The sequence below is a fragment of the Chryseobacterium sp. genome, assembly GCF_008014695.1.
Taxonomy (GTDB): domain Bacteria; phylum Bacteroidota; class Bacteroidia; order Flavobacteriales; family Weeksellaceae; genus Kaistella.
Window position 1 is genome coordinate 130,930 of sequence record NZ_VOXE01000001.1, and the last position, 21,653, is coordinate 152,582.

Sequence of the window (21,653 nt, forward strand, 5' to 3'; positions counted from 1 at the left end):
ATGAAAACAGCAAATAAATCTTCATCGAAGTCTCCGGTGCCAAAAGAGGGCTTATTCCCGGAAATTATCAGAAAAAATTATACCGGCAGCGGTAAACTGAACAACAAAAAAGCTTTGATAACCGGCGGCGACAGCGGTATCGGTCAGGCCGTAGCCGTTCATTTCGCCCGCGAAGGCGCCGATGTGGCGATTATTTATCTGGAAAGTGACAAAGATGCAAAGGAAACAAAGAAACTCGTGGAGAATGAAGGGCGTAAATGCCTCCTGCTGAAAGGAGACCTCACCAAAAAAAATTTCCGTGATAGATGCATCCTTAAAATGAATAAAGAGTGGAAAAACCTTGATATTTTAGTCAATAATGCCGGGATTCACTATCCGCAGGACAGCCTGTCCAAAATTTCCGATGAACAGATCCGCAAAACGTTCGACACCAATATTATTTCCATGCTGAGTTTTACGCGCGACCTTCTGGAGCTGATGCAGAAAGGCAGCAGGATCATCTGCACCACGTCCGTAACTTCGTACCGAGGCAGCGATCACCTGATCGACTATTCTGCAACGAAAGGGGCGATCACCACTTTCATCCGTTCCCTAGCGGTGAATCTGGCTGAAAAGAATATTTTGGTGAACGGAGTTGCACCCGGCCCCATCTGGACGCCGCTCGTGAAGGAAACTTTCGACGATTTAAAAACTTTCGGAAAAGATACCGCACTCAAAAGAGCCGGACAGCCTTCTGAAGTTGCCCCAGCATACGTTTTTCTCGCTTCTGAAGATTCCAGTTTTATTACCGGCGAGATTATTCATGTGAACGGCGGCGATTTTGTTGGCGGTTAAACCCCTTACTATTCTCAATAATTTAATAAAAATACATTAAACCTAAAAATATGGAAACTTTACACTACGAAACCGTCATCAATGCGCCTGTGCAGAAAGTATGGGATGTTCTTTGGAATCCTGAAACGTACACGCAATGGACGCAGTTTTTTATGCCCGGATCGCGCTTTGAAACCGACTGGAAAATCGGCGGAAAAACCTATTTTCTCGACGCTTCAGGAAACGGAATGGTCTCTACGATAAAGAGTCTTGAAGAACCCACCGAAATTATTTTCAGCCATCTGGGAATGTATAAGGATGGCGTGGAAGATACCAAAAGTAAAGAAGTAATGGAATGGAGTGGTGCAGAAGAAAAATATTTTTTACGTACCATCGATGAAAATACCACTGAACTCCGTGCGATTGTACATATCGATAAAAATCATGAAGAACTGATGAATACCGGTTTCAACAAAGGATTCGAGGTCCTTAAAAATCTCGCGGAAAATTCAGCACGGTAGATTTTTCTGAAATTATTTGTTTATTTCTGAATTTATCTGTTGAAAAAAATCCCGCACGCACTTATAGCCCGGGTTGCAGCGGAAAGCCGGCCAGAAAAACCGCAGAAAGCGAAAACCGGTTGCTCCTGAAACTTCATCAGTCTAACATTATTTTTTAAAGTAAAATCAGTTTCCGGCCGTCATATCCAATATGGAGCTGGAGTTAACTTATATGTCACAAACCGAAAAAGACAGTTTGATTGCCCAAACCGTAAAGAATTACGGCGGAAAACTGCTGTCCTTCATCCGTCCGAAAGTAAAAAATACCGAGGATGCAGAGGATATTTTACAGGAAGTTTGGTATCAGTTCAGCAATTTGACTAATATTGCCGAGATTGTGAATGTGAGTGGCTGGCTCTATACCGTTTCGCGGAACAAAATCACCGACAGTTACCGGAAGAAAAAAACCGAAAATCTGGAAGATCATGCTTACGAGGATGAAGATGGAAGTTTTACGATTAAAGACATCCTTTTGCTGGATGATTCTGAAAATCCGGAACTTTTAGCCTTCCGCGAAGAAGTATGGAAGGAACTGTTTGCGTCTTTGGATGAGCTCCCGGAAAAACAGCGTCTGGCTTTTGTGCAAAGCGAAATCGAGGGCAAGAAATTACAGGAAATTGCTAATGAACAGAATGAGAACATCAAAACCATCATCAGCAGGAAAAATTATGCGGTTAAGCATTTGCGGAAAAAAATGACCGTCCTTTACCGGGATTTAAACGAATAAAGATCAAATGAATAATAAATTTAGAGGAAAAATTGCACTTTTTATATTGCTGGCAATATTCATATTTGCGGTGGTTTCAGCTTTGGTAATGTGGCTCTGGAACAGTATTCTCCCGGAAGTTCTGGGAGTGAAAATGATTAATTTCTGGCAAGCCGCCGGAATTCTGGTGCTCAGTAAAATTCTGTTCGGAGGTTTCAGCGGGAAGAAAGGCTTTGGCGGAGAAAAATTCCGAAGGCTTAAGGAAGAAAGAATGAACGGCATGACCGACGAGGAAAAACTAAAATTCAAGGAAATGTGGAAACAGCGGTGCGAACGCGGCAGCTTTTTCAGAAAGAATAACGGAGACGGGCTTTAGCCCGTTTTTTTTATGCACTTTTTGTAAATTATTAAAGGAAAATAAGAAGCTTTCCGTCTATGTTAAAAAGGAACATTCTTAAAACACAAATTTAAAAAAAATGAAAAATTCAGGTTTAAAAGGTGCATTCGGTGCACTTGCAGTAGTAGGAGTCGCTTTCGCAGTCAAAAAAATGGCGGAAAGAAGAAAATTCATGAAAGGGATTTTTGAGGAATACGGCATCAAGGAAAAAACACCTTTCGGTTTTGCCGATAAAATACGGGAAATGGATGATGCAAAGTACAGCGAACTCAAAGATAAAATCAAAGAAAAATTCGCTTCACATTGCTGCACCGGTTCGAGCCGTAAAAAAGAAGCTGCAGAAGCTTAAACATTCAGTTAAACTCAATTATTTTTGTAACGGAAAGATTTTTCTTTCCGTTTTTTCGTTCACCGGTTTTAAATATCTTATTTTTGGTTTTCGCAATTCAAGATGAAGAACTACTATTATTTTCTCGGCGTTAAAGAAGGAGCTTCGGAAGAGGACATTAAAAAAGCCTACAGGAAATTATCGTTAAAATATCACCCCGATAAAAACCAAAACGACGAGTTTTTTGTAGACCGTTTCCGGGAAATTCAGGAAGCCTATGAAAACCTGATTGATCCTGAGCGGAGAAGAATGTATGACCAGAATTTCGGAACGCAGGAAAGAAGTTACCGAACCACTTCTCCGCCCGTGATTAAAAGTTTTTCCGCCAACAAAGTTCGCGCAAAAAAAGGAGAAGAAATCATCATTACCTGGAAAACGCAGAATGCTGATGTAGTGAAGATCCTTCCTTTCGGACTGGAGAAATACTACGGCGAAAGAATTTTTAAAGTAACCGGTTTTAAAGACGGAAAATTCCAGATCCTGCTTCACGCCACCAATTCGCTCACGCACAGAACTGCCGTTCAGGGCATCACGATAACCGAGGTTTTTGAAAACGATAAGGAAAAGTACCGGGACGAAGTGGAGGATTTGCTGAAGCCGAAACGAACTGCCGAAAATGATGCAAAGTTGCCCAAAACACTTAAAATAGTGGTGATGATATTACTCGCTATTGCTCTTATTGTATTCCTGATATTTATTTCAGAATAAATCCGGCTCATGCAATCGGGATCAGGCCATCTTCAGCCTTCCCGGACATTTTTTACACCTTTTTCCTTTTTTGAATTTCTTGCAGCAGCTCTTCTTGCCGCAGAATATTTCGGTATTTCCGGATACAGGTATTAAAGGTGAAATTTTAAAAGGAATTATCGGCGAATTCATGCGGCAAATATAGTTCAATTTAGAACAGTTCCAAATAGGATCATCAAAAAAATGCATTTGTTTGAACTGAGATTTATCAATTGTGCTGTTGCCTAAAAAATTGTATTTTTACGAACCTTAAATTCGAAATAAATCCAGTAAAAAGATATGAATACAACACAGTTTGTTAACCGCCACATTTCCCTGAACGAAGCCGATAAACAGGCAATGCTGAAGAGAATAGGCGTTTCGGGAATTGATGAATTAATTGCTCAGACCATTCCTGCGTCCATCCGTTTAGAAAAAGATTTAGACATAGCGCCTGCTCTTTCAGAGTATGAAATGCTTGCCCATTCAAAGGAGTTGGGGTCTAAAAATTCAATGTTCGACAATTACATCGGTTTCGGTTATCACAACACGATTTTACCGAGTGCCATTCAGAGAAATATTCTCGAAAATCCTTCCTGGTACACCGCTTATACTCCTTATCAGGCAGAAATTGCACAGGGAAGACTGGAGGCATTGCTGAATTTCCAGACCGTTGTATCAGATCTTACCGGTTTCCCTCTGGCAAACGCGTCACTTCTTGATGAATCTACTGCGGCTTCAGAAGCGATGCACATGTTTTTTGAAAGCAGAACCAAAGACCAGAAAAAATCCGGAGCACAGAAGTTTTTCGTTTCCGATCTGGTATTACCTCAAACCGTTTCGGTCCTGAAAACAAAAGCAGAAGGTTTGGGCATCGACATTATTGTCGGGAATCATAAAAATCATCAGTTCAACGACACATATTTCGGAATTTTGCTCCAGTACCCGGGTAAAAACGGAATTGTTCTGGACTATACTGAAAATATTCAATATTATAAAGAACACAACCTTCAGGTTGCGGTTGCATGTGATCCGATGGCTTTGGTCAAACTGAAGTCCCCCGCAGAAATGGGCGCTGACTGCGCAGTCGGAACCACGCAGCGTTTCGGAATTCCGATGGGTTACGGTGGTCCTCATGCAGCATTTTTCTGCTGTAAAGAAGATTACAAAAGGGTTATTCCGGGAAGAATTATCGGCGTTTCACAGGATGCTTACGGAAAACGTGCTTTGAGAATGGCACTCCAGACCCGCGAGCAGCACATCAAAAGAGAAAAAGCAACTTCAAATATCTGTACTGCGCAGGTTTTGCTGGCCGTTATGGCCGGAATGTACGCGGTTTATCACGGTCCGAAAGGGTTGAATTTCATTGCAGACCAGATTCATTTTAAGATGAATACCCTGCAGAACGGTTTGAAAAGCCTTGGATTTGATATGGTAGAAGAGCCGGTTTTCGATACCATAAAGATAAGAATCCATGAAAATGATAAGACAGGTTTGATTCTGCTTATGCGTGATCATAAAATCAATCTGAATTATTTCACAGAAGGAGTCGTGAGCATTTCAGTAAACGAAACTTCAACCGCTGAAAAACTGCAGAAACTCCTGGATGCTTTTGCACAGTTTTTAGACAAACAGAGTTTTAAACTTGATTTTAAAGAAGAAATTACGATTCCGGAAGAGCTTTTGAGAACTGATAAAATCCTTCAGGACGAAGTATTCAACAGATACCACACGGAGACTGAACTGATGAGGTACATCAAACATCTGGAAAGAAAGGATCTGTCATTGACGCATTCCATGATTTCTCTCGGATCGTGTACAATGAAACTGAATGCCGCAACACAAATGCTGCCGCTTTCCTGGGCTGAATGGGGAACCATTCATCCTTTTGTGCCGGTGGAACATGCTGCAGGTTACCAACTGATGATCAAACAGCTGGAAAAAGATCTGGCAGAAATCACAGGTTTTGCTGGAACTTCCTTACAGCCGAATTCAGGTGCACAGGGAGAATATGCCGGTTTAATGGTGATCCGTGAGTACCACAAATCCCGTGGCGACATTCATCGGAATATCGTTCTGATTCCTCAGTCAGCACACGGAACCAACCCTGCTTCCGCAGTAATTGCCGGAATGAAAGTGGTGGTGGTGAAAAACCTGGAAAGCGGAGAGATCGATTTCGATGATCTGAAAGCAAAAGCAGAAGAACACAGTGAAAATCTTTCTGCGGCCATGATCACTTATCCCTCTACGTATGGTTTTTTTGATGCTAATATCAAGGAAATTACAAAACTCATCCACGAACACGGCGGACAGGTTTATATGGACGGCGCGAATATGAATGCGCAGGTAGGTTATACTTCGCCCGGAAATATCGGTGCAGATGTTTGTCACCTGAATCTTCACAAAACATTTGCAATTCCTCATGGCGGTGGTGGACCCGGAGTGGGCCCGATCTGTGTGGCTGAACATCTGGTAAAGTTCTTACCGTCAAACCCGAACATTAAAGTCGGTGAAAAAGAAGCCATCGAAGCTATTTCTGCTGCTCCTTACGGTTCAGGTTTGATTCTGAACATTTCTTACGCTTATATTAAACTGCTTGGAATGGAAGGTTTGAAAAAATCTACCGAACATGCGATCCTGAACGCGAATTATCTGAAAGAGGTTCTGGCGGAACATTTTCCGATTCTGTATGCGAATACGGAAGGAAGAGTTGCCCACGAATGTATCGTAGATTTCCGTCAGTTCAAATCCCTTGGAATTGAAGTGGCAGATATTGCAAAACGTTTGATGGATTACGGTTTCCATGCGCCAACAGTAAGTTTCCCGGTTGCAGGAACGCTGATGATTGAGCCTACCGAATCGGAAAGCAAAAGAGAGATCGACCGTTTTGCTGAAGCCCTGATTTCCATTAAAAAAGAAATTGAGGAAATTGCAGAAGGAAAAGCCGATGCCGCCAATAATGTATTGAAAAATGCGCCACACACCGAGCAGATCGTGATCTCAGATTCATGGGACAAACCTTACAGTCGCGAGAAGGCAGCCTATCCATTGGAGTGGGTGAGGGATCACAAATTCTTCGCTACGGTTTCAAGAGTTGATGAAGCGTTTGGCGACCGGAATCTGGTCTGCACCTGCGAACCGATTGAATCCTATATGTAACTTATAAAAGATACTTTTTTAAAAATCTTAAACTGAAAATCCCGAACCTTGGTTCGGGATTTTTTTAATACAGTTTCTGGTCTTTTTCACAGTAAAAACTCCTTCGGTTTGTGATCCCGAGATGTTTTTTAGTCAGTGTGCCGCCGCATTTCGGGCAGATTCTTTTGGTGTGCACCAGCCAGTGTTTCTTCAGGACATATTCTTTTTTCCATTTCAGAAAATCGAAACTGTAATCGCGCGCTTCCTTGATTAATGCAGAGAGTTTTGCAGGCGGCAGGTTTCCCACTTTGCTTTCCGGATGCACCCCAATCCTGAAAAGCACCTCATTCTTAATGATATTGCCCACTCCCGAAAAGATGTTCTGGTCCAGCAAAACGTCGCAAACCAAAGCATCCGGAATGGCTTTGAGTTTTTTTCTGGCCTTAAGCGGTTTCCAGTCATCGCTCAGGACATCAGCATTCCAGTCGATTTCCTTTAGAACTTCGCGGTCCAGCAGTTTAACCGAACACGTATAGAAATAAAGGTCACCGCTTTTAAATTGCAGATGCAGCCTCAGCCGCTGGTCGGGTTTTGTCTGCTCATCAACTGAGTAGGAACCGAACATCAGAAGGTGAATACGGATTGTGAATTCACCACAAACCAGATAAGTCTGTTTTCCGTAGGTTTTGATTTCTTCGAGCGTAAGTCCGGGAATTTTTTCCATATCGATCTTGGCATTTCCGTTTGCCGAGATGATCTTTTCTCCGGCAAATTTCACTATGCTTTCTTTCATAATCAGTATGGAGGGTCCTTCAGGCATCTTTTTATGTTTTTATTTTACGCTTCAAAACTTAAACCATTTATAAAAACACAATAAAAAACGTATTTTTGAAGGATGGATTTAAACAGAATGTTCACGAATCAGCGCACGGGACAGAATGCTCCAACGGCAGCTTCCAGAACTGATTTCCAACGAGATTTCGACCGTATTATCTTTTCGGCCGCTTTCCGCAGGCTTCAGAACAAAACCCAGGTGTTTCCGCTTCCCGGAAGTGTGTTTGTACATAACCGCCTCACGCATTCACTGGAGGTTTCTTCAGTCGGGCGAAGTTTGGGAAACGCAGCCGGCGAGTTTATCTTTAAGAATTTTGAGAATGATCTGGATGAAAATGCCCGCAACTTTTATCTCCATAACCTGCACAATGTGATTGCAGCAGCCTGTCTTTGTCATGATGTCGGTAACCCTGCCTTCGGACATTCGGGAGAAGATGCCATTGCCAGTTATTTCGAAAAGAATGAAAACAGCCTGAAATCAAAATTCTCGGAAAAAGAATGGGCTGATCTTGTTAATTTTGAAGGAAATGCCAATGCCATCCGTGTACTTACGCATCAGCAGAACGGAAAAGATGAAGGCGGAACGCAGCTTACACACAGTACGCTCGTAAGCATTGCAAAATATCCGTGCGAAGCCATTGCAAAGAAAAAACGAACGGTTCACCGGAAGAAATTTGGGTTTTTCCAGAATGAAAAGGATACTTTTCTGGAGATTGCGAGATCGGTTGACCTGATCCGCGAAAGCGAAGAACCCACCGTTTTCAAACGTCACCCGTTTGTCTGGCTGGTGGAAGCGGCAGATGACATCTGCTACAACATTATTGATATGGAAGATGCGCACCGGCTCGGCATTGTTTCGAGTTCGGACTGCGAAAACCTTTTCTTCGAACTCATCAAATCTGAAAACCAAAACACGAAAAGGGTTGAGGACAAGCTGGCAATGCTTACCAATGCCAACGAAAGGATTTCTTATCTGAGGGCGAAAGTCATCAACGCACTCATCAATAAATCTCTCGAAATTTATCAGGATCATTTTCCCGAAATCCTTACCGGAAGTCTTGATAAAGCGCTGCTCGATATCTACAGATCCGGGAACAGGTCACTTCAGGAAATTGAAAGTTTCTCCATAGAAAAGATTTACGGTCATAAAGCGGTCATTGAGATTGAGAACGCCGGCTACAATGTGATGTATGAACTGCTGGATCATTTTATACCCCCAATCCTTACTGAACAGGAAAAAAGAAAGTCGTATGATAAAATGGCGCTGAAACTTTTGCCCAAACAGTTCCTGTACGAAGAGGGCAGTGATTACCAGAAGGTTCTAGGGGTCATCGATTTTGTGTCGGGTATGACCGATAATTTTGCCACCGACCTTTACCGTAAAATAAAAGGAATTGACATCGGAATGACCATGTAATACCGGCATTTTTTTCTTATCTTTATAACAAATCAGCAAAAAACACGACTGATTGTTTATTAACATTTAAATTCTAAACCATGATTTTTCTAGGAATTATTATTTTTTTCGGACTCATTGTCCTCTTTGCATCGTTCTTTACGGTGACTCAGGAAAGTGCAGCCATTGTAGAACGTTTCGGGAAATTCCTTTCCGTGCGCCAGTCGGGGCTTCATTTGAAGATTCCGTTTGTAGATCAGGTAGCCAGGCGGCTTAACCTCAGGATCCAGCAGCTTGACGTGATCATCGATACCAAGACTTTGGATAATGTATTCATCAAGATGAAAGTATCGGTGCAGTATCAGGTAATCAGAACCCAGGTAGCCGATGCTTATTACCGCCTCGAAAATCCGGAAGGACAGATCACCTCTTATGTATTTGATGTGGTGCGTGCCGAAGTACCGAAACTGAAACTGGATGACGTTTTCGTGAAAAAAGATGACGTGGCCATCGCTGTGAAAGGAGAATTGCAGGAAGCCATGCAGAGTTACGGTTACGATATTATCAAAGCCTTGGTAACGGATATTGATCCGGATGAGCAGGTGAAGCATGCCATGAACAGGATTAATGCTGCTGAACGGGAAAAAACCGCTGCAGAATACGAATCTGAAGCCCAGAAAATACGCATCGTTGCCGTTGCAAAAGCCGAAGCTGAATCCAAAAAACTTCAGGGGATGGGGATTGCCGACCAGCGAAGAGAAATTGCCAAAGGCCTGGAAGAATCGGTAAAAATGCTGAACGATGCCGGAATCAATGCGCAGGAAGCATCTGCATTAATTGTAGTTACGCAGCATTACGACACGCTGCATTCCATTGGAGCCAATAACAGAAGCAACCTGGTCCTGCTGCCGAATTCGCCAAGTGCCGCCAGTTCTATGCTGAACGATCTTGTGATTTCGATGGCTGCCACCCAGAAAATGGATGAAATTAATCAGGCGAAATTGCCGCCGCCGCCAACTTCACACCAACATTAATAAATCCCCTGCTGAAAAGGGCATTACAGAAAATTATAGAAGCAGGTTTGCATTCAGGTAAAAGCAAGCTTGGTTTTTATAAAAAGCAAGCTTGCTTTTCTACAATGAACGAAAGGCGTTGCCTGAAAGGTCTGCACGCTTAATCCCAAAGATCTGGACGGATTGCCTAAAGGTCCCGATGATTTACCCAAAAGCCCGCCTTCTTTTCGAAAAAGACGGCGGACGTTTTCAAAGAAGATGGCGGGCTTTTGAACAGAGGATCAGTATCCCTTTAAAATCTAATGGGATGGTGACCTGAAAAGCAGCAGTGGGGTATAATGATCATCATCATCAACCAAAAAAAATCCCGGAAATCATTCCGGGTTTTTTGATGCTTTGAATTTCTGTTTCCCCGTCAGGAGCTCAAAGAAGAGCCGGAAATCTGAAGCCAGATTCCATACAGGATGTCTGAAGGTCTTCGGACTGTTTTTTTCAAACAGGACATGCGAAAGCATCCCGAATCCGTATCCAAAAATCGGGAGGTACCAGAGAAACCTTTCTTTCCCTGAGGTGATAACGTAAAAAATAACGAACAGAAACAATAGGGTCCCGATAAAATGCGCGATTCTTGTCCCCAGCTTTTGGTGTTCTGCCAGATAGGCGGGGTAATATTCGGCGTAGGTGGTAATTCTTTCAGACATTGTATTTATTGTTTATCCCTTAATTTACTGTTTTTATATCCGTAGGAAAAATAGATGATCAAACCGATCCCGAACCAAAGTGCAAACCAGAACCAGTTGTTATGGCCCATACCGGTCAGGAGATAGAGGCAGGAGCTTAAACCGATCAGCGGGATGAGCGAAAGGTTTTTTACAAAGGCCAGTACACAAAGTCCCAGATTGATGAGGATGAACAGAAAGATGGAAATCCTGAACTCGCTTTCCTTCGGATCCCTCCAGTTCATGAGGTTTTCGAAGAATGCAGGCTGCCAGAAGTAGAAAAACACCAGTCCGCCGATGAAGATCACCGGGAAGATGAGTTTTGCATTGATATAGGGAAGGTGAAACCTGCCTTTGAGCTTTTCTTTTGATGGTAGCAACAGCACACCGCCACAGACCAGTACAAATGCGAAGATCGTCCCGATGCTTGTAAAATCCAGAATAAAGGATTTATCGGTGAAGAGAATCGGAATTCCCACCACAAGCCCGGTAATAATAGTGGCAAACGAAGGGGTTTTGTGTTTTGGATGAATCTCCATGAATTTTTTCGGCATCAGTCCGTCGCGGCTCATGGCGTACCAGATCCGGGGCTGCCCCATCTGGAATACCAGGAGAACAGTGGTGATGGCAATTACGGCCGCCAGGGAAACCACAAATTCCATCCATGGAATGTTGGCATTTCCGGCTTCAAAAATAAAGGAGAGCGGATCACCCACTCCGTCGAATTTGCGGTAATCGACCATTCCCGTTAGAACCAAGGTGAGGATAATATAAATGACGGTACAGAGTACAAGTGAGATGATCATTCCGCGTGGTAGGTTTTTTTGCGGTTCTTTCGTTTCTTCAGACAGAACACTCAGTGCATCAAATCCGATATACGCGAAGAAGACTCCGGAAACGGCACTCATCACGCCCGTAAAACCATTCGGCATAAAGGATTTTATCCCGGTTTCGGTGCTTGCAGGAAACCAGTTGTCGGTGTTAATGTAGGCGATTCCTACTGCAATAACGAGCAGGATAATGAAGAGTTTCAGGATAACGAAAATATTATTGAAGTTCTTGGATTCTTTCAAACCTACATAACATAGCCACGTAATCAGTCCGTTAATGACCAGCGCAGGAATATCAACGATGAGCTTTAGATTCCCAACCAAAGGGGCATTTTTCCACGCATTGATGAGTTCCTGATTCTCAGATCCACCAAAAAAAGCTTTCTTCGCTTCAGAATAACTGCAGCTCAAAAACTCGGGAATATGAACACCGATTCTGCCCATGAAACTGGTGAAATAATCAGACCAGGAGAAGGCTACATAAATATTCCCGAAAGAATATTCCATAATCAGCGCCCAGCCAATCACCCAGGCAATGAGTTCCCCGAAGCTGGCATACGCATAGGTATATGCGGAACCCGCAGTGGGAATGCGACTAGCAAATTCAGCATAACAGAGGGCGGTGAAACCGCAGGCAAAACCACAGATGATGTAAAGGATGATGACTCCGGGACCGCCGCGGAAAACGGCTTCGCCCAAACTGGTGAAACTTCCTGCGCCAATGATGGCGGCAATACCGAAAAAGACAATATCCCAAACGCCTAAAACCCTTAAAAGACCCGATGGTTGGTCACTTGCACTGTAGTGTTTTCTTCTGAAAAGTTGATTCATAATTTGCTAATGTGAAACAAATGTAATGATTTCAGTAAAAAAATGTTAAACAATGCTAAATTTTATCCGAAATTTAGTTTTAAGACGGTTAAAAATACCTTTAAACAATAAGTTTTTCCTATTTTCGTTCCAGTAAAAGACTAATTTCTTAACCAAAAGAATGGATTCAAAAAAAATCATCATTGCCGCCGCCGTGTTCTACTGCGGATTATCCGAAGCTCAGCAATCCCAATACTTCAGCGACCGCGAAAACTACCGTTTCAGCCTCGCCGAAAACCTGTATCAGAACAAAATCTACAACGCCTCCCAGTTCGAATATGCGCGACAGTATTTTTATACCGAGTCGCTTTCCGAATCAAGAAAAGAGGCTTCCCAGTTTTTCGATAATGTCATTGGGGTCATCCTCCGAAAGAATCATGCGGAACAGGGTCTGGAAGCCTTTATGAAAGAATATCCGAACTCGGCATACTTTGCCCAGGCCAATCTTCCGCTTGCCGATTATTATCTGGCACAGAAAGATTTTCCGAAAGCACTGGAAACGCTGAAAAATGTGAATCAGTATCAGCTGTCGAAGGAAGAGAATACGCAGTATATCATGAAACTGGGGTACGCGAAATTCATGACCGGCGATTCAAAAGGTTCGATTGAAGCGCTTGAAGAAGCGTATACCAATGCGGATGAAACTTCCAAAAGCGACATCGCTTATATGTTGGGTCATTTGTATTACGCGGGAGGACAGAACGAAAAAGCGTTTACTTTTTTCGACCAGATCAAAGAAAACGAAAAATATGCACGGCTGGTTAAACCGTATTATGTGCAGATGCATTTCAATGACAAAGACTACGACCTGGCGATTTCTGAAGGAACTGCGCTCTTAAATGAACAGATTTCCGAAGAGTATAAAGCCGAAGTTCACAAGATCATCGGCGAAAGCGCCTTTATGAAAGGGGATTATGAGGCTGCGTATCCGCATCTGAAAATTTATCTGGACAGCAAACCTGCACCTTCTGAAAAAGATCTGTATGAGATGGGTTTTGTCTCTGCACAGCTTAAAAAATATGATGAAGCGGTTTCTTACTACAACCAGCTTATCAACAGCAACTCGGCTCTTTCCCAGAATGCTTATTACCAGTTGGGAAATGCCTATCTGGAAGTCGGTAAAAAGCAGGAAGCACTTTCAGCCTTCCGTTCTGCAAAACAGATGAATTACGATATGAACGTTCAGAAGATGGCCCATGTTCAGTACGCAAAACTGAGTTACGACATCGGAAATCCATTTGAATCGGCGCCAACGGTGATTCAGGATTTTATAACGACTTATCCGGGAAGCAATGAAGACCGCGAAATGAAGTCACTTCTGGTGAAATCATACCTCTATTCCGGAGATTACAAGGGAACGCTCAACGCCATCGATAAAATGACGGATTCAAATCCTGAAACCGATAAGATCGATCAGGAAGTTTCTTATTTGCTCGGAACTGAAGAATTCAACAAAGGGAATTTCGATGAAGCGGAAAAATATTTTGTCCGCAGTCTTGAATTCAACCTCAATAAAGAATTTAACGCCAAAGCAACGTATTGGTTGGCGCAAACCTATTATCAGAAGGGGAATTATCCTTCTGCCATCTCCCGTTACGAAAGGCTTTTTAATGAAAATTTTCCTGAAAAACAGCAGCTGCCTTACGATCTGGGATATGCGTATTTCAAATCCAAAAAATTCGACAAAGCAAGACAGTATTTCACGGAATATCTGAAAAACCCGAAACAGGATTTTAAAAATGATGCTGAACTAAGGCTTGCTGATACCTATTATGCCGACAATCAACTGAATGAAGCGATCGCCATTTACGAAAAAGCGGAGAATGCAGATGATTACACCTTATTTCAGAAAGCGATGGCGCTTGGCTTTAAAGGGGATACCGAAGCGAAAATCACCGAACTTCAGAAACTGCTCAGTCAGTATAAAAACTCGGAGTATACCGATGATGCCCAATATGAAATCGCGACCGCGTATGCCGCAAACGACGATTTCATCGGTTCCAATGATTATTTTTCAAAAGTCATAAGCACCAGTTCCGACAAAGATATGGTGGCGAATGCGCAGATTTACCGCGCCCAGAATTATATCGATCAGAACCAAAACGAAAAAGCGCTTTCTGAATTCAGACTGCTCGGAAATCAGTACCGCAATACTGCTTTTGCAGGGAAAATTGTACAGGCGTCAAGGCCGGCATTTATGAAAAACAGCGATGTAGCAGGATATCAAAGTTTTGCGGAAAGTTTGGGTGTAAAAATCGAGGCTTCAGAAATCGATGAGATCAACCTGAGCACCGCTAAAAACTATTATGCGAATAAAGATTACAAAAATGCGGTTCCGCTTTTTGAAAAATATCTCACCCAAAATCCAACCGGAGAAGGGTTGTATCAGGCGAAGTATGAGCTTGGCGAAAGTTATTACCAGACGCAGAATTCCACAAAAGCGGTTTTGGTTTTACAGGAAGTGGCCGGTGTGCAGAACGATTATCAGGAAGAAGCGCAAACAAGGCTTGCACAGATTTATCTGAGTCTTAACAATTCAAGCGAAGCCAGAAAATATCTGGAGCCGCTTGCAAATTCGCCCAATCCCGCACTGAAAAGCTTTGCCAATGTGGAGCTGATGAAACTGTATGCGGAGGAAAAGAATTTTGCTCAGGCAGAAATTTTTGCAGATCTCGTGTTGAAAGATGCTAAAAATTCAGCTTCGGTCCTGGAACAGGCCAAAGTGATCAAGGCACGAAGCCTTATGAACAGCGGAAAAGACAATGATGCTAAAACGGCTTATTCGGCGCTCGAAAAATCATCGAATACAGAAGTGGCAGCCGAATCGCTTTACGCAAAAGCGTTTTATCAAAACAAAGCAAAGGCCTTTAAAAACTCCAACGAAACCATCTTTAAACTGGCCAATAACTATGCTTCTGAAGAATATTGGGGTGCAAAAGCCCTTGTTGTGATGGCAAAGAACTACATCGGTCTCAAAGACAGTTATCAGGCGAGTTATACCGCAGACCAGATCATTGCCAACTACCAGGATTTTCCGGAAATCGTTGCGGAAGCCAAAGAAGTAAAAAAACTGATTAAGAAGTAAGAAGTACAAACGAAAATTTTACTTTTTCCTCAAATACAAATAAGACATGAACAAAAGAATTCAAATACTATCCATATTATTTATCGGAATCTCGCAGGTCGCATTTTCGCAGATCAAGGAAGAAAAACTCATCCTCGACCGCAAACGCGAACCTGAAGTGAAAAAAATCGAAAAGAAAAAAACTTCAGTAGAGGCCGAGAAAAATTATCCGCCCGACGCAAAATCCCAGAATCCGGTGAACTACGAGATCACCAATGTTCCGGCATCTTCCGATTTCAAGACTTCCGTTATTCAGGGTGAAGATATTTCCCCGAAATTTGAGGCGGATGAGCAAAAAAATTATTTCAGACTCGGAATGGGAAATTTCGGGAAAGTTCTGGCCGACGGAACCATTTCGACCCTTTTGGAGAATAAAATGGAAGTGGGAGCCGATGTGCATTATCTTTCAACCACAGGCCTTAAAAAAGAGTACACTTGGGATTCAGGACAGATGTCGGCGAATCTTGGCGCCTTTCTCAATTCTTATGGCGAAAAAGGAAAATTCAATCTGAATGCTGATTTTGGGCTGAACGATTACAATTATTATGGGATTTACGCATTAAATCCTGCTTCGGATATTGATCTGCAGCAGAAAACCAACCGCTTCCGGCTGAATGGTTTTTACGATTTTTATTTGAATGAAATCCTGAATGATGTGCGCGTGAAATCTTCATTTTTAAGTGATCATTTCGATGCAAAAGAAAGTCAGGCTGAAATTCTGCTGAACCTTTCGAAGCACGGCGTTGAAATTCCAACGTTCGACGGCGTGACCCTGAATGCCGATCTGGGTGTAAATCTGGAAACATTGCGTTCTGAATTTGCTTTGCTGGATGAAAATTCTTCAGATTTTTTCAATGCGACGCTTTCGCCGAAGGTCACTTTCCACAAAGGCAATTCCTATTTGATGATCGGTTCCGGATTTTCTTTTTTGAATGCAGAAAATTCAAACAATATAATCACTAATGCTACGCGGAGCAATAAAACGTACTGGTTTCCAAAAGCGGAACTGCAGTTTGCCGCCGCCGATGAATTTAAATTTTACGCAGGTGTTGACGGCGGTCTGAAACTGAATTCCTATGCAGAAATGCTCGAGGAGAATCCATATTTGGTTTCCGATCAGGAACTCTGCGCTACAGAGACGAAATATAAAATGTACTTCGGTTTAAGAGGCGATATCGATCGGACCATCAAATATGATTTCAGTGCCGGTTTTGGGAAAATGAATGACATCATGTTCTTCCAGGCGAATGATCTTTTCGACTACAACCAGACCTTAAACCGCTCGGCTTACAACTTTGCGAATGCTTTTTCCGCGGTCTACGATAACGGAACCGTAAGTGAAGTTAAAGGAAGCGTGCAGTATTTTCCTCTTGAAAATTTAATACTGGATGCAGAAGCGAATTTTGCGAAATATACGCTCGACAATTACGAACATATTTACAATATTCCATTGCTCAGAGCCAGTGTTGGTGGAAAATATGCGATGCTGGGGAAAAAACTGAACCTCGGCGCCAAAGTGCTCTTCGCATCTGACCGTACCACCAACTCTTTTGAATTTGAAGAAACCGGTACTGTACCGAATATGTATGTCTCTACAGGGAACACAAATGATAAAGTTGGCGGTTTTGCCGATATAAATCTCTCAGCAGAGTACAAAGTTCACAAAAATTTCAGTATTTTTGCGCTCGGAAATAATTTACTCAATACCAATTATCAGACGTATAAAGGATACAAAGTCCTGGGTGCACAGATCTTAGGAGGAGTAAAGATTTCTTTTTAAAAAATATTTTTACGCGGCTCGGTAGTTCAATTGGATAGAATATCAGATTTCGGCTCTGAGGGTTGGGGGTTCGAGTCCCTTCCGGGTCACAAAAGACCGTCTGAATTTTTTCAGACGGTCTTTTTATTTCAGGGTTTTGGATAAAACTGTTCTAAAAGCAGCATTTGCGAAATGACAATTTTCATGATTAATTTACACTAGATTTTTCCTAACTTTAATCTGTTAAACAAGTTAAAATTTTAAGGTCATGGAAAACCACAACTTAACCCACGAATTCCCTGAACTGGAAGAGAAAATCAATGCTCTGAAACTGAACGATGCTGCATTTAAAAAAATGTATGTGAATTATGAGGAAGTGAACGCGCTAATTCAGCATTACGAAGAAGGGGAACAGAATCACACCACCGACGAGCATTTAACCGATTTACGCAAAAAAAGAGTCCATCTGAAGGATGATCTTTATTCCTATTTAAAGGCAAATTAAATTCCAACGGATCAAATCAATTCCAAAGCGGCTCATGAAGCCGCTTATTTTTGGCATAATGTTTTCAGGTTTGTGAAAAACAATCTTTTGAGATATTTCCTGACTTTAATTTTATTGGTTTTCATTTCATGCAGCCAGAATTCACAGCTCAGAAAAGATCTGAGTAAACTGCTCAGTGAGTCAGAAACGAAAAATTCAGAAAAAGATTCAGCAACTGAACAAAATCAATTTCAAAAAAATCCATTCAACCCAGTGGATGAATTTAAAACGACGGGAAAAAACAGGCAAGACCTCGTAAATTTTGCAGGAAAATACCTCGGAACACCTTATGTGTATGGATCTGTTGATCCTGCTGTGGGTTTCGACTGTTCAGGATTTATCAATTTCGTGTATCAACGTTTTGGTTACAATGTTCCGCGATCCTCTAAAGATTTTCTGAATTACGGCAGCGAAATTCCCCTTCACAAAGTGCAGAAAGGAGACTTGCTCATCTTCAACGGAACCGATTTGAATATTCAAGAAGTTGGACATATCGGAATCGTCTTGAAAGCTGCAGGTAAAAATTCTGAATTCATCCATTCTTCAAGCGGAAAAGCCAACGGCGTCACCGTGTCCTCACTTTCTTCCCCGCATTACACTGCCAGGTTCATAAAAGCCATTTCAGTAATCGACTGAAATGTTTGGTGAGTTTCCGGATCCATACATTTCACAAAGCAAGCATCATTTGCCAGTCAGATTAAACTTTCTGTAATTTTATGCATTAATTTCTGTTAATTCTTTATCACTTCATAAATTATCCACTAAAAAACACTACTTTTGCACCGTCAAAAAATGATTATGCAAAACATTAGAAATATCGCAATTATTGCGCACGTTGACCACGGCAAGACGACTTTGGTGGACAAAATCATTCACGCTACCAGTGTTTTCCGTGAAAATCAGGAAACAGGTGATCTTATCATGGACAATAATGACCTGGAACGTGAGCGGGGAATTACCATTTTATCAAAAAATATTTCGGTAACTTATAAAGACACCAAAATTAATGTAATCGATACTCCAGGTCACGCCGATTTCGGTGGTGAGGTAGAGAGAGTATTGAAAATGGCCGACGGCGTTTTACTTTTGGTGGATGCTTTTGAGGGACCGATGCCGCAAACGCGTTTCGTACTCCAGAAAGCTTTGGAGCTGGGTTTAAGACCTGTAGTTGTCATCAATAAAGTTGATAAGCCGAACTGTCGTCCGGATGAGGTTCATGATCAGGTTTTTGATCTGTTCTTTAACCTTGATGCTACAGAAGAGCAGTTGGATTTCCCAACTTTTTACGGTTCATCAAAACAGGGTTGGTTCAACACTTCACTGGAAGAGACCGACAATATTTTCCCGTTGTTAGACGGTATTTTAGAGCACGTTCCTGCTCCGGAAGCGAAAGAAGGACCGCTCAGAATGCAGATCGTATCCTTGGATTTCTCCTCATTTTTAGGAAGAATCGCAATCGGAAAAATCAACCAGGGTTCGGTAAAAGAATCAGAATGGATTGGTTTGTCTCAGGAAGACGGTAAAATCATCAAAGGAAAAGTAAAAGAATTATACGTTTTTGAAGGTCTTGGAAAAAAGAAAGTTCAGGAAGTAAAAGCAGGAGATATCTGCGCAATCGTTGGTTTTGATAAATTCCAGATCGGCGATTCATTCGTAGATCTTGAAAATCCGGATCCATTGCCAAGAACAGCGATCGACGAGCCTACGCTGAACATGACATTCTCCATCAACAATTCACCTTTCTTCGGAAAAGACGGGAAATTTGTAACATCGAACCACTTGAAAGAGCGTTTGATGAAGGAACTGGAAAAAAACTTAGCTCTAAGAGTTGAACCGACTGACGATGCCAATACCTATTTGGTATTCGGAAGAGGGATTCTTCACCTTTCTGTTTTGATCGAAACAATGAGAAGAGAAGGGTATGAAATGACGATCGGTCAGCCGCAGGTTATTTTAAGAGAAATCGATGGTGTAAAATGCGAACCTTATGAATCCATGGTAGTTGATGTTCCTGAAGAATATGCTTCAAGAGTAATCGACCTTGCGACTCAGAGAAAAGGGGATCTACACATCATGGAAACAAAAGGCGAAATGCAGCATTTGGAATTCGAGATTCCTTCCAGAGGTTTGATCGGACTAAGATCTCAGATGTTGACGGCAACGGCTGGTGAAGCCATTATGGCGCACCGTTTCACCGAATACAAACCATTCAAAGGTTCAATTCCTGGAAGATTGGTAGGCGTTTTGGTCAGCAAGTCTCAGGGACCTGCAACCGAATATTCTATCGCGAAATTGCAGGACAGAGGCAAGTTCTTTGTTGATCCGGGCGAGGAAATCTACGCCGGAATGATCATTGGTGAGCAAAACAAACCGGGAGATCTTGTGGTAAACATTGTGGAAGCAAAACAGCTGAACAATATGCGTGCATCAGGAAAAGACAAGGACGGTGGTATTGCCCCGAAAATACTTTTCTCTCTTGAAGAATGTATGGAATACATCCAGGGCGACGAAGCCATCGAGGTAACGCCGAACTTTATCAGAATGCGTAAAAAAGTCCTTTCAGAAGAAGAAAGAAAACGTACGGAAAGAAACGCAAAATCGTAAAGTACTTCTCAGAGTCCGACTTTGAAAAAGTTTAAATATTAAAGCCTCAATTTATTGAGGCTTTTTTGTTTGTAATGCGGCTGAATTTTTGCATCAGATCCATCATGTTCAAACTGAAATCCTTTTTCCTGATACTTACGACATTAATATTCACTTCAGGCTGCGACGGCCTTAAACGGACGGTGAAAAACGTTTTTGAAGTTTCAGAACGGGCTGCTTACGAACGGCGGTTTTCCGGAGCCGACAGTCTGCTCGTAAACTGGAAAAACGAATTTGCTTCGGCGGAAGCAAACCAGCTTAAAATTCCGGCCGGTTATTCCGCCGTAACGCCATCCGGTATCAAATCCGCAATGGGTTATTCGGTCGATCTGAAAAGGGGAGATCTCCTTCTTGTTGAAGCAACCGCAAATCCGGCGCTTAAAATTTTCATTGATATTTTTGAAGTGAATGCAGATTCAGAATCTGATTCGGGCGGAATTCTTGAAAACGGCATTTTTAAAAAATTCATTGAAAAAACGGGTGTATACAAAATCGTTATTCAGCCCGAAATCAATTACCCTGACTCATTCGCTTTCAAAATCTACACACAGCCTTCCCTTAAATTTCCGGTGGCCGGAAAAGGAAACCGTGACGTACAGAGTTTCTGGGGCGCCATCCGCGATGGAGGAGACCGAAACCACGAAGGCGTCGATATTTTTGCCGCGCGCGGAACACCTGTCGTGGCGGCGACCGACGGTTTCGTTACCCGCACCGGAAACAGTGGTCTTGGCGGAAAACAGGTCTGGTTGCGCGACGGAAATTTGGGTAATTCGCTGTATTATGCACATCTGGACAGTATTATGGTCGAAGCCGGCAAACAGGTAAAAGCCGGCGATACGCTCGGAACTGTTGGCAGCACGGGGAACGCAGCGGGAGGCGCAACGCATCTGCATTTTGGGATTTATTCAACCGGAGGTGCGGTGGATCCTTATCCGTATATTCATCAGCGCAGCATTCCTGAACAAAAAAAGACAAATGTGAATTCTGCAGCTGCCCTGAAAAAAAGTTCTAAACTTCGTTCAGGACCCGGAGCGCAGTTCGACACCGTTGCCACACTTTCTGAAAAAACTGATGTAGATATCATATCCGGAAACGGAGAGTGGTATCATGTTAAAACAGCTGACAGTATTGAAGGATTTGTGATTAAAAGCAGACTGGAATAGTTGTAAGTAATTGATCGGTGTATTTGTTTT

The 21,653-nt window shown here is 42.4% G+C and carries 18 protein-coding genes and 1 tRNA gene; 16 read left to right on the forward strand and 3 right to left on the reverse strand.

All coding sequences use genetic code 11. From position 1 onward, the window contains the following. From FUA25_RS00630 to gcvP, 7 genes are all read left to right on the forward strand, one after another. Entirely contained in the window at positions 1-834 is an 834-nt protein-coding gene (locus FUA25_RS00630; RefSeq protein ID WP_147754968.1) for an SDR family oxidoreductase, read from the forward strand. Between the two features lie 50 nt (positions 835-884). Then, positions 885-1,334: an SRPBCC family protein gene (locus FUA25_RS00635; protein WP_147754969.1), complete on the forward strand. Its 450-nt coding sequence runs from the start codon at positions 885-887 to the stop codon at positions 1,332-1,334. Positions 1,335-1,545: 211 nt separating this feature from the next. Next, positions 1,546-2,100 (forward strand): RNA polymerase sigma factor, encoded by a 555-nt coding sequence (locus FUA25_RS00640; protein ID WP_147754970.1) that lies wholly within the window; start codon positions 1,546-1,548, stop codon positions 2,098-2,100. A gap of 7 nt (positions 2,101-2,107) precedes the next feature. Beyond that, positions 2,108-2,455: a hypothetical protein gene (locus tag FUA25_RS00645; protein WP_147754971.1), complete on the forward strand. Its 348-nt coding sequence runs from the start codon at positions 2,108-2,110 to the stop codon at positions 2,453-2,455. A 100-nt stretch (positions 2,456-2,555) separates the two neighbouring features. Beyond that, the gene (locus FUA25_RS00650; protein ID WP_147754972.1) at positions 2,556-2,825 is read left to right on the forward strand and encodes a hypothetical protein; all 270 of its coding nucleotides are present in this window, start codon (positions 2,556-2,558) and stop codon (positions 2,823-2,825) included. Positions 2,826-2,927: 102 nt separating this feature from the next. Further along, entirely contained in the window at positions 2,928-3,572 is a 645-nt protein-coding gene (locus FUA25_RS00655; protein ID WP_147754973.1) for a J domain-containing protein, read from the forward strand. 318 nt (positions 3,573-3,890) lie between these two features. Further along, positions 3,891-6,749, forward strand: coding sequence for an aminomethyl-transferring glycine dehydrogenase (gcvP, locus tag FUA25_RS00660; RefSeq protein ID WP_147754974.1), 2,859 nt, complete (start codon positions 3,891-3,893; stop codon positions 6,747-6,749). A 64-nt stretch (positions 6,750-6,813) separates the two neighbouring features. Here gcvP and FUA25_RS00665 read toward each other — a convergent pair whose 3' ends face one another. Then, the gene (locus tag FUA25_RS00665; RefSeq protein ID WP_147754975.1) at positions 6,814-7,548 is read right to left on the reverse strand and encodes a DNA-formamidopyrimidine glycosylase family protein; all 735 of its coding nucleotides are present in this window, start codon (positions 7,546-7,548) and stop codon (positions 6,814-6,816) included. Positions 7,549-7,623: 75 nt separating this feature from the next. Here FUA25_RS00665 and dgt point away from each other — a divergent pair, with 75 nt between their 5' ends. Both dgt and FUA25_RS00675 read left to right on the forward strand, forming a co-directional pair. Then, on the forward strand, positions 7,624-8,979 hold the full coding sequence (gene dgt, locus FUA25_RS00670) for a dGTP triphosphohydrolase (protein ID WP_147754976.1): 1,356 nt from the start codon (positions 7,624-7,626) through the stop codon (positions 8,977-8,979). Positions 8,980-9,059: 80 nt separating this feature from the next. Then, positions 9,060-9,992 carry an SPFH domain-containing protein gene (locus FUA25_RS00675; RefSeq protein ID WP_147754977.1) on the forward strand — a complete coding sequence of 311 codons (933 nt, stop codon included), beginning with the start codon at positions 9,060-9,062 and terminating at the stop codon, positions 9,990-9,992. 353 nt (positions 9,993-10,345) lie between these two features. Here the strand turns inward: FUA25_RS00675 and FUA25_RS00680 are convergent, their stop codons facing one another. Beyond that, positions 10,346-10,672, reverse strand: a complete 327-nt coding sequence (locus FUA25_RS00680) for a DUF962 domain-containing protein (protein ID WP_147754978.1) — start codon at positions 10,670-10,672, stop codon at positions 10,346-10,348. 5 nt (positions 10,673-10,677) lie between these two features. Next, positions 10,678-12,351: an APC family permease gene (locus FUA25_RS00685; protein WP_147754979.1), complete on the reverse strand. Its 1,674-nt coding sequence runs from the start codon at positions 12,349-12,351 to the stop codon at positions 10,678-10,680. Between the two features lie 160 nt (positions 12,352-12,511). Here FUA25_RS00685 and FUA25_RS00690 point away from each other — a divergent pair, with 160 nt between their 5' ends. The 7 genes from FUA25_RS00690 (at position 12,512) to FUA25_RS00720 (ending at position 21,623) form a co-directional block, all read left to right on the forward strand. Then, the gene (locus FUA25_RS00690; protein ID WP_147754980.1) at positions 12,512-15,475 is read left to right on the forward strand and encodes a tetratricopeptide repeat protein; all 2,964 of its coding nucleotides are present in this window, start codon (positions 12,512-12,514) and stop codon (positions 15,473-15,475) included. Positions 15,476-15,521: 46 nt separating this feature from the next. After that, positions 15,522-17,294: a TonB-dependent receptor gene (locus FUA25_RS00695; RefSeq protein ID WP_147754981.1), complete on the forward strand. Its 1,773-nt coding sequence runs from the start codon at positions 15,522-15,524 to the stop codon at positions 17,292-17,294. Between the two features lie 15 nt (positions 17,295-17,309). Further along, positions 17,310-17,383, forward strand: a tRNA-Arg gene (locus tag FUA25_RS00700). Between the two features lie 158 nt (positions 17,384-17,541). Beyond that, positions 17,542-17,778 (forward strand): YdcH family protein, encoded by a 237-nt coding sequence (locus tag FUA25_RS00705; protein ID WP_147754982.1) that lies wholly within the window; start codon positions 17,542-17,544, stop codon positions 17,776-17,778. Positions 17,779-17,865: 87 nt separating this feature from the next. Beyond that, entirely contained in the window at positions 17,866-18,453 is a 588-nt protein-coding gene (locus FUA25_RS00710; RefSeq protein ID WP_228411612.1) for a C40 family peptidase, read from the forward strand. 162 nt (positions 18,454-18,615) lie between these two features. Further along, positions 18,616-20,421, forward strand: coding sequence for a translational GTPase TypA (gene typA / locus FUA25_RS00715; RefSeq protein ID WP_147754983.1), 1,806 nt, complete (start codon positions 18,616-18,618; stop codon positions 20,419-20,421). Between the two features lie 104 nt (positions 20,422-20,525). Beyond that, positions 20,526-21,623 carry a M23 family metallopeptidase gene (locus FUA25_RS00720; RefSeq protein WP_185146627.1) on the forward strand — a complete coding sequence of 366 codons (1,098 nt, stop codon included), beginning with the start codon at positions 20,526-20,528 and terminating at the stop codon, positions 21,621-21,623. Positions 21,624-21,653: the final 30 nt, after the last annotated feature.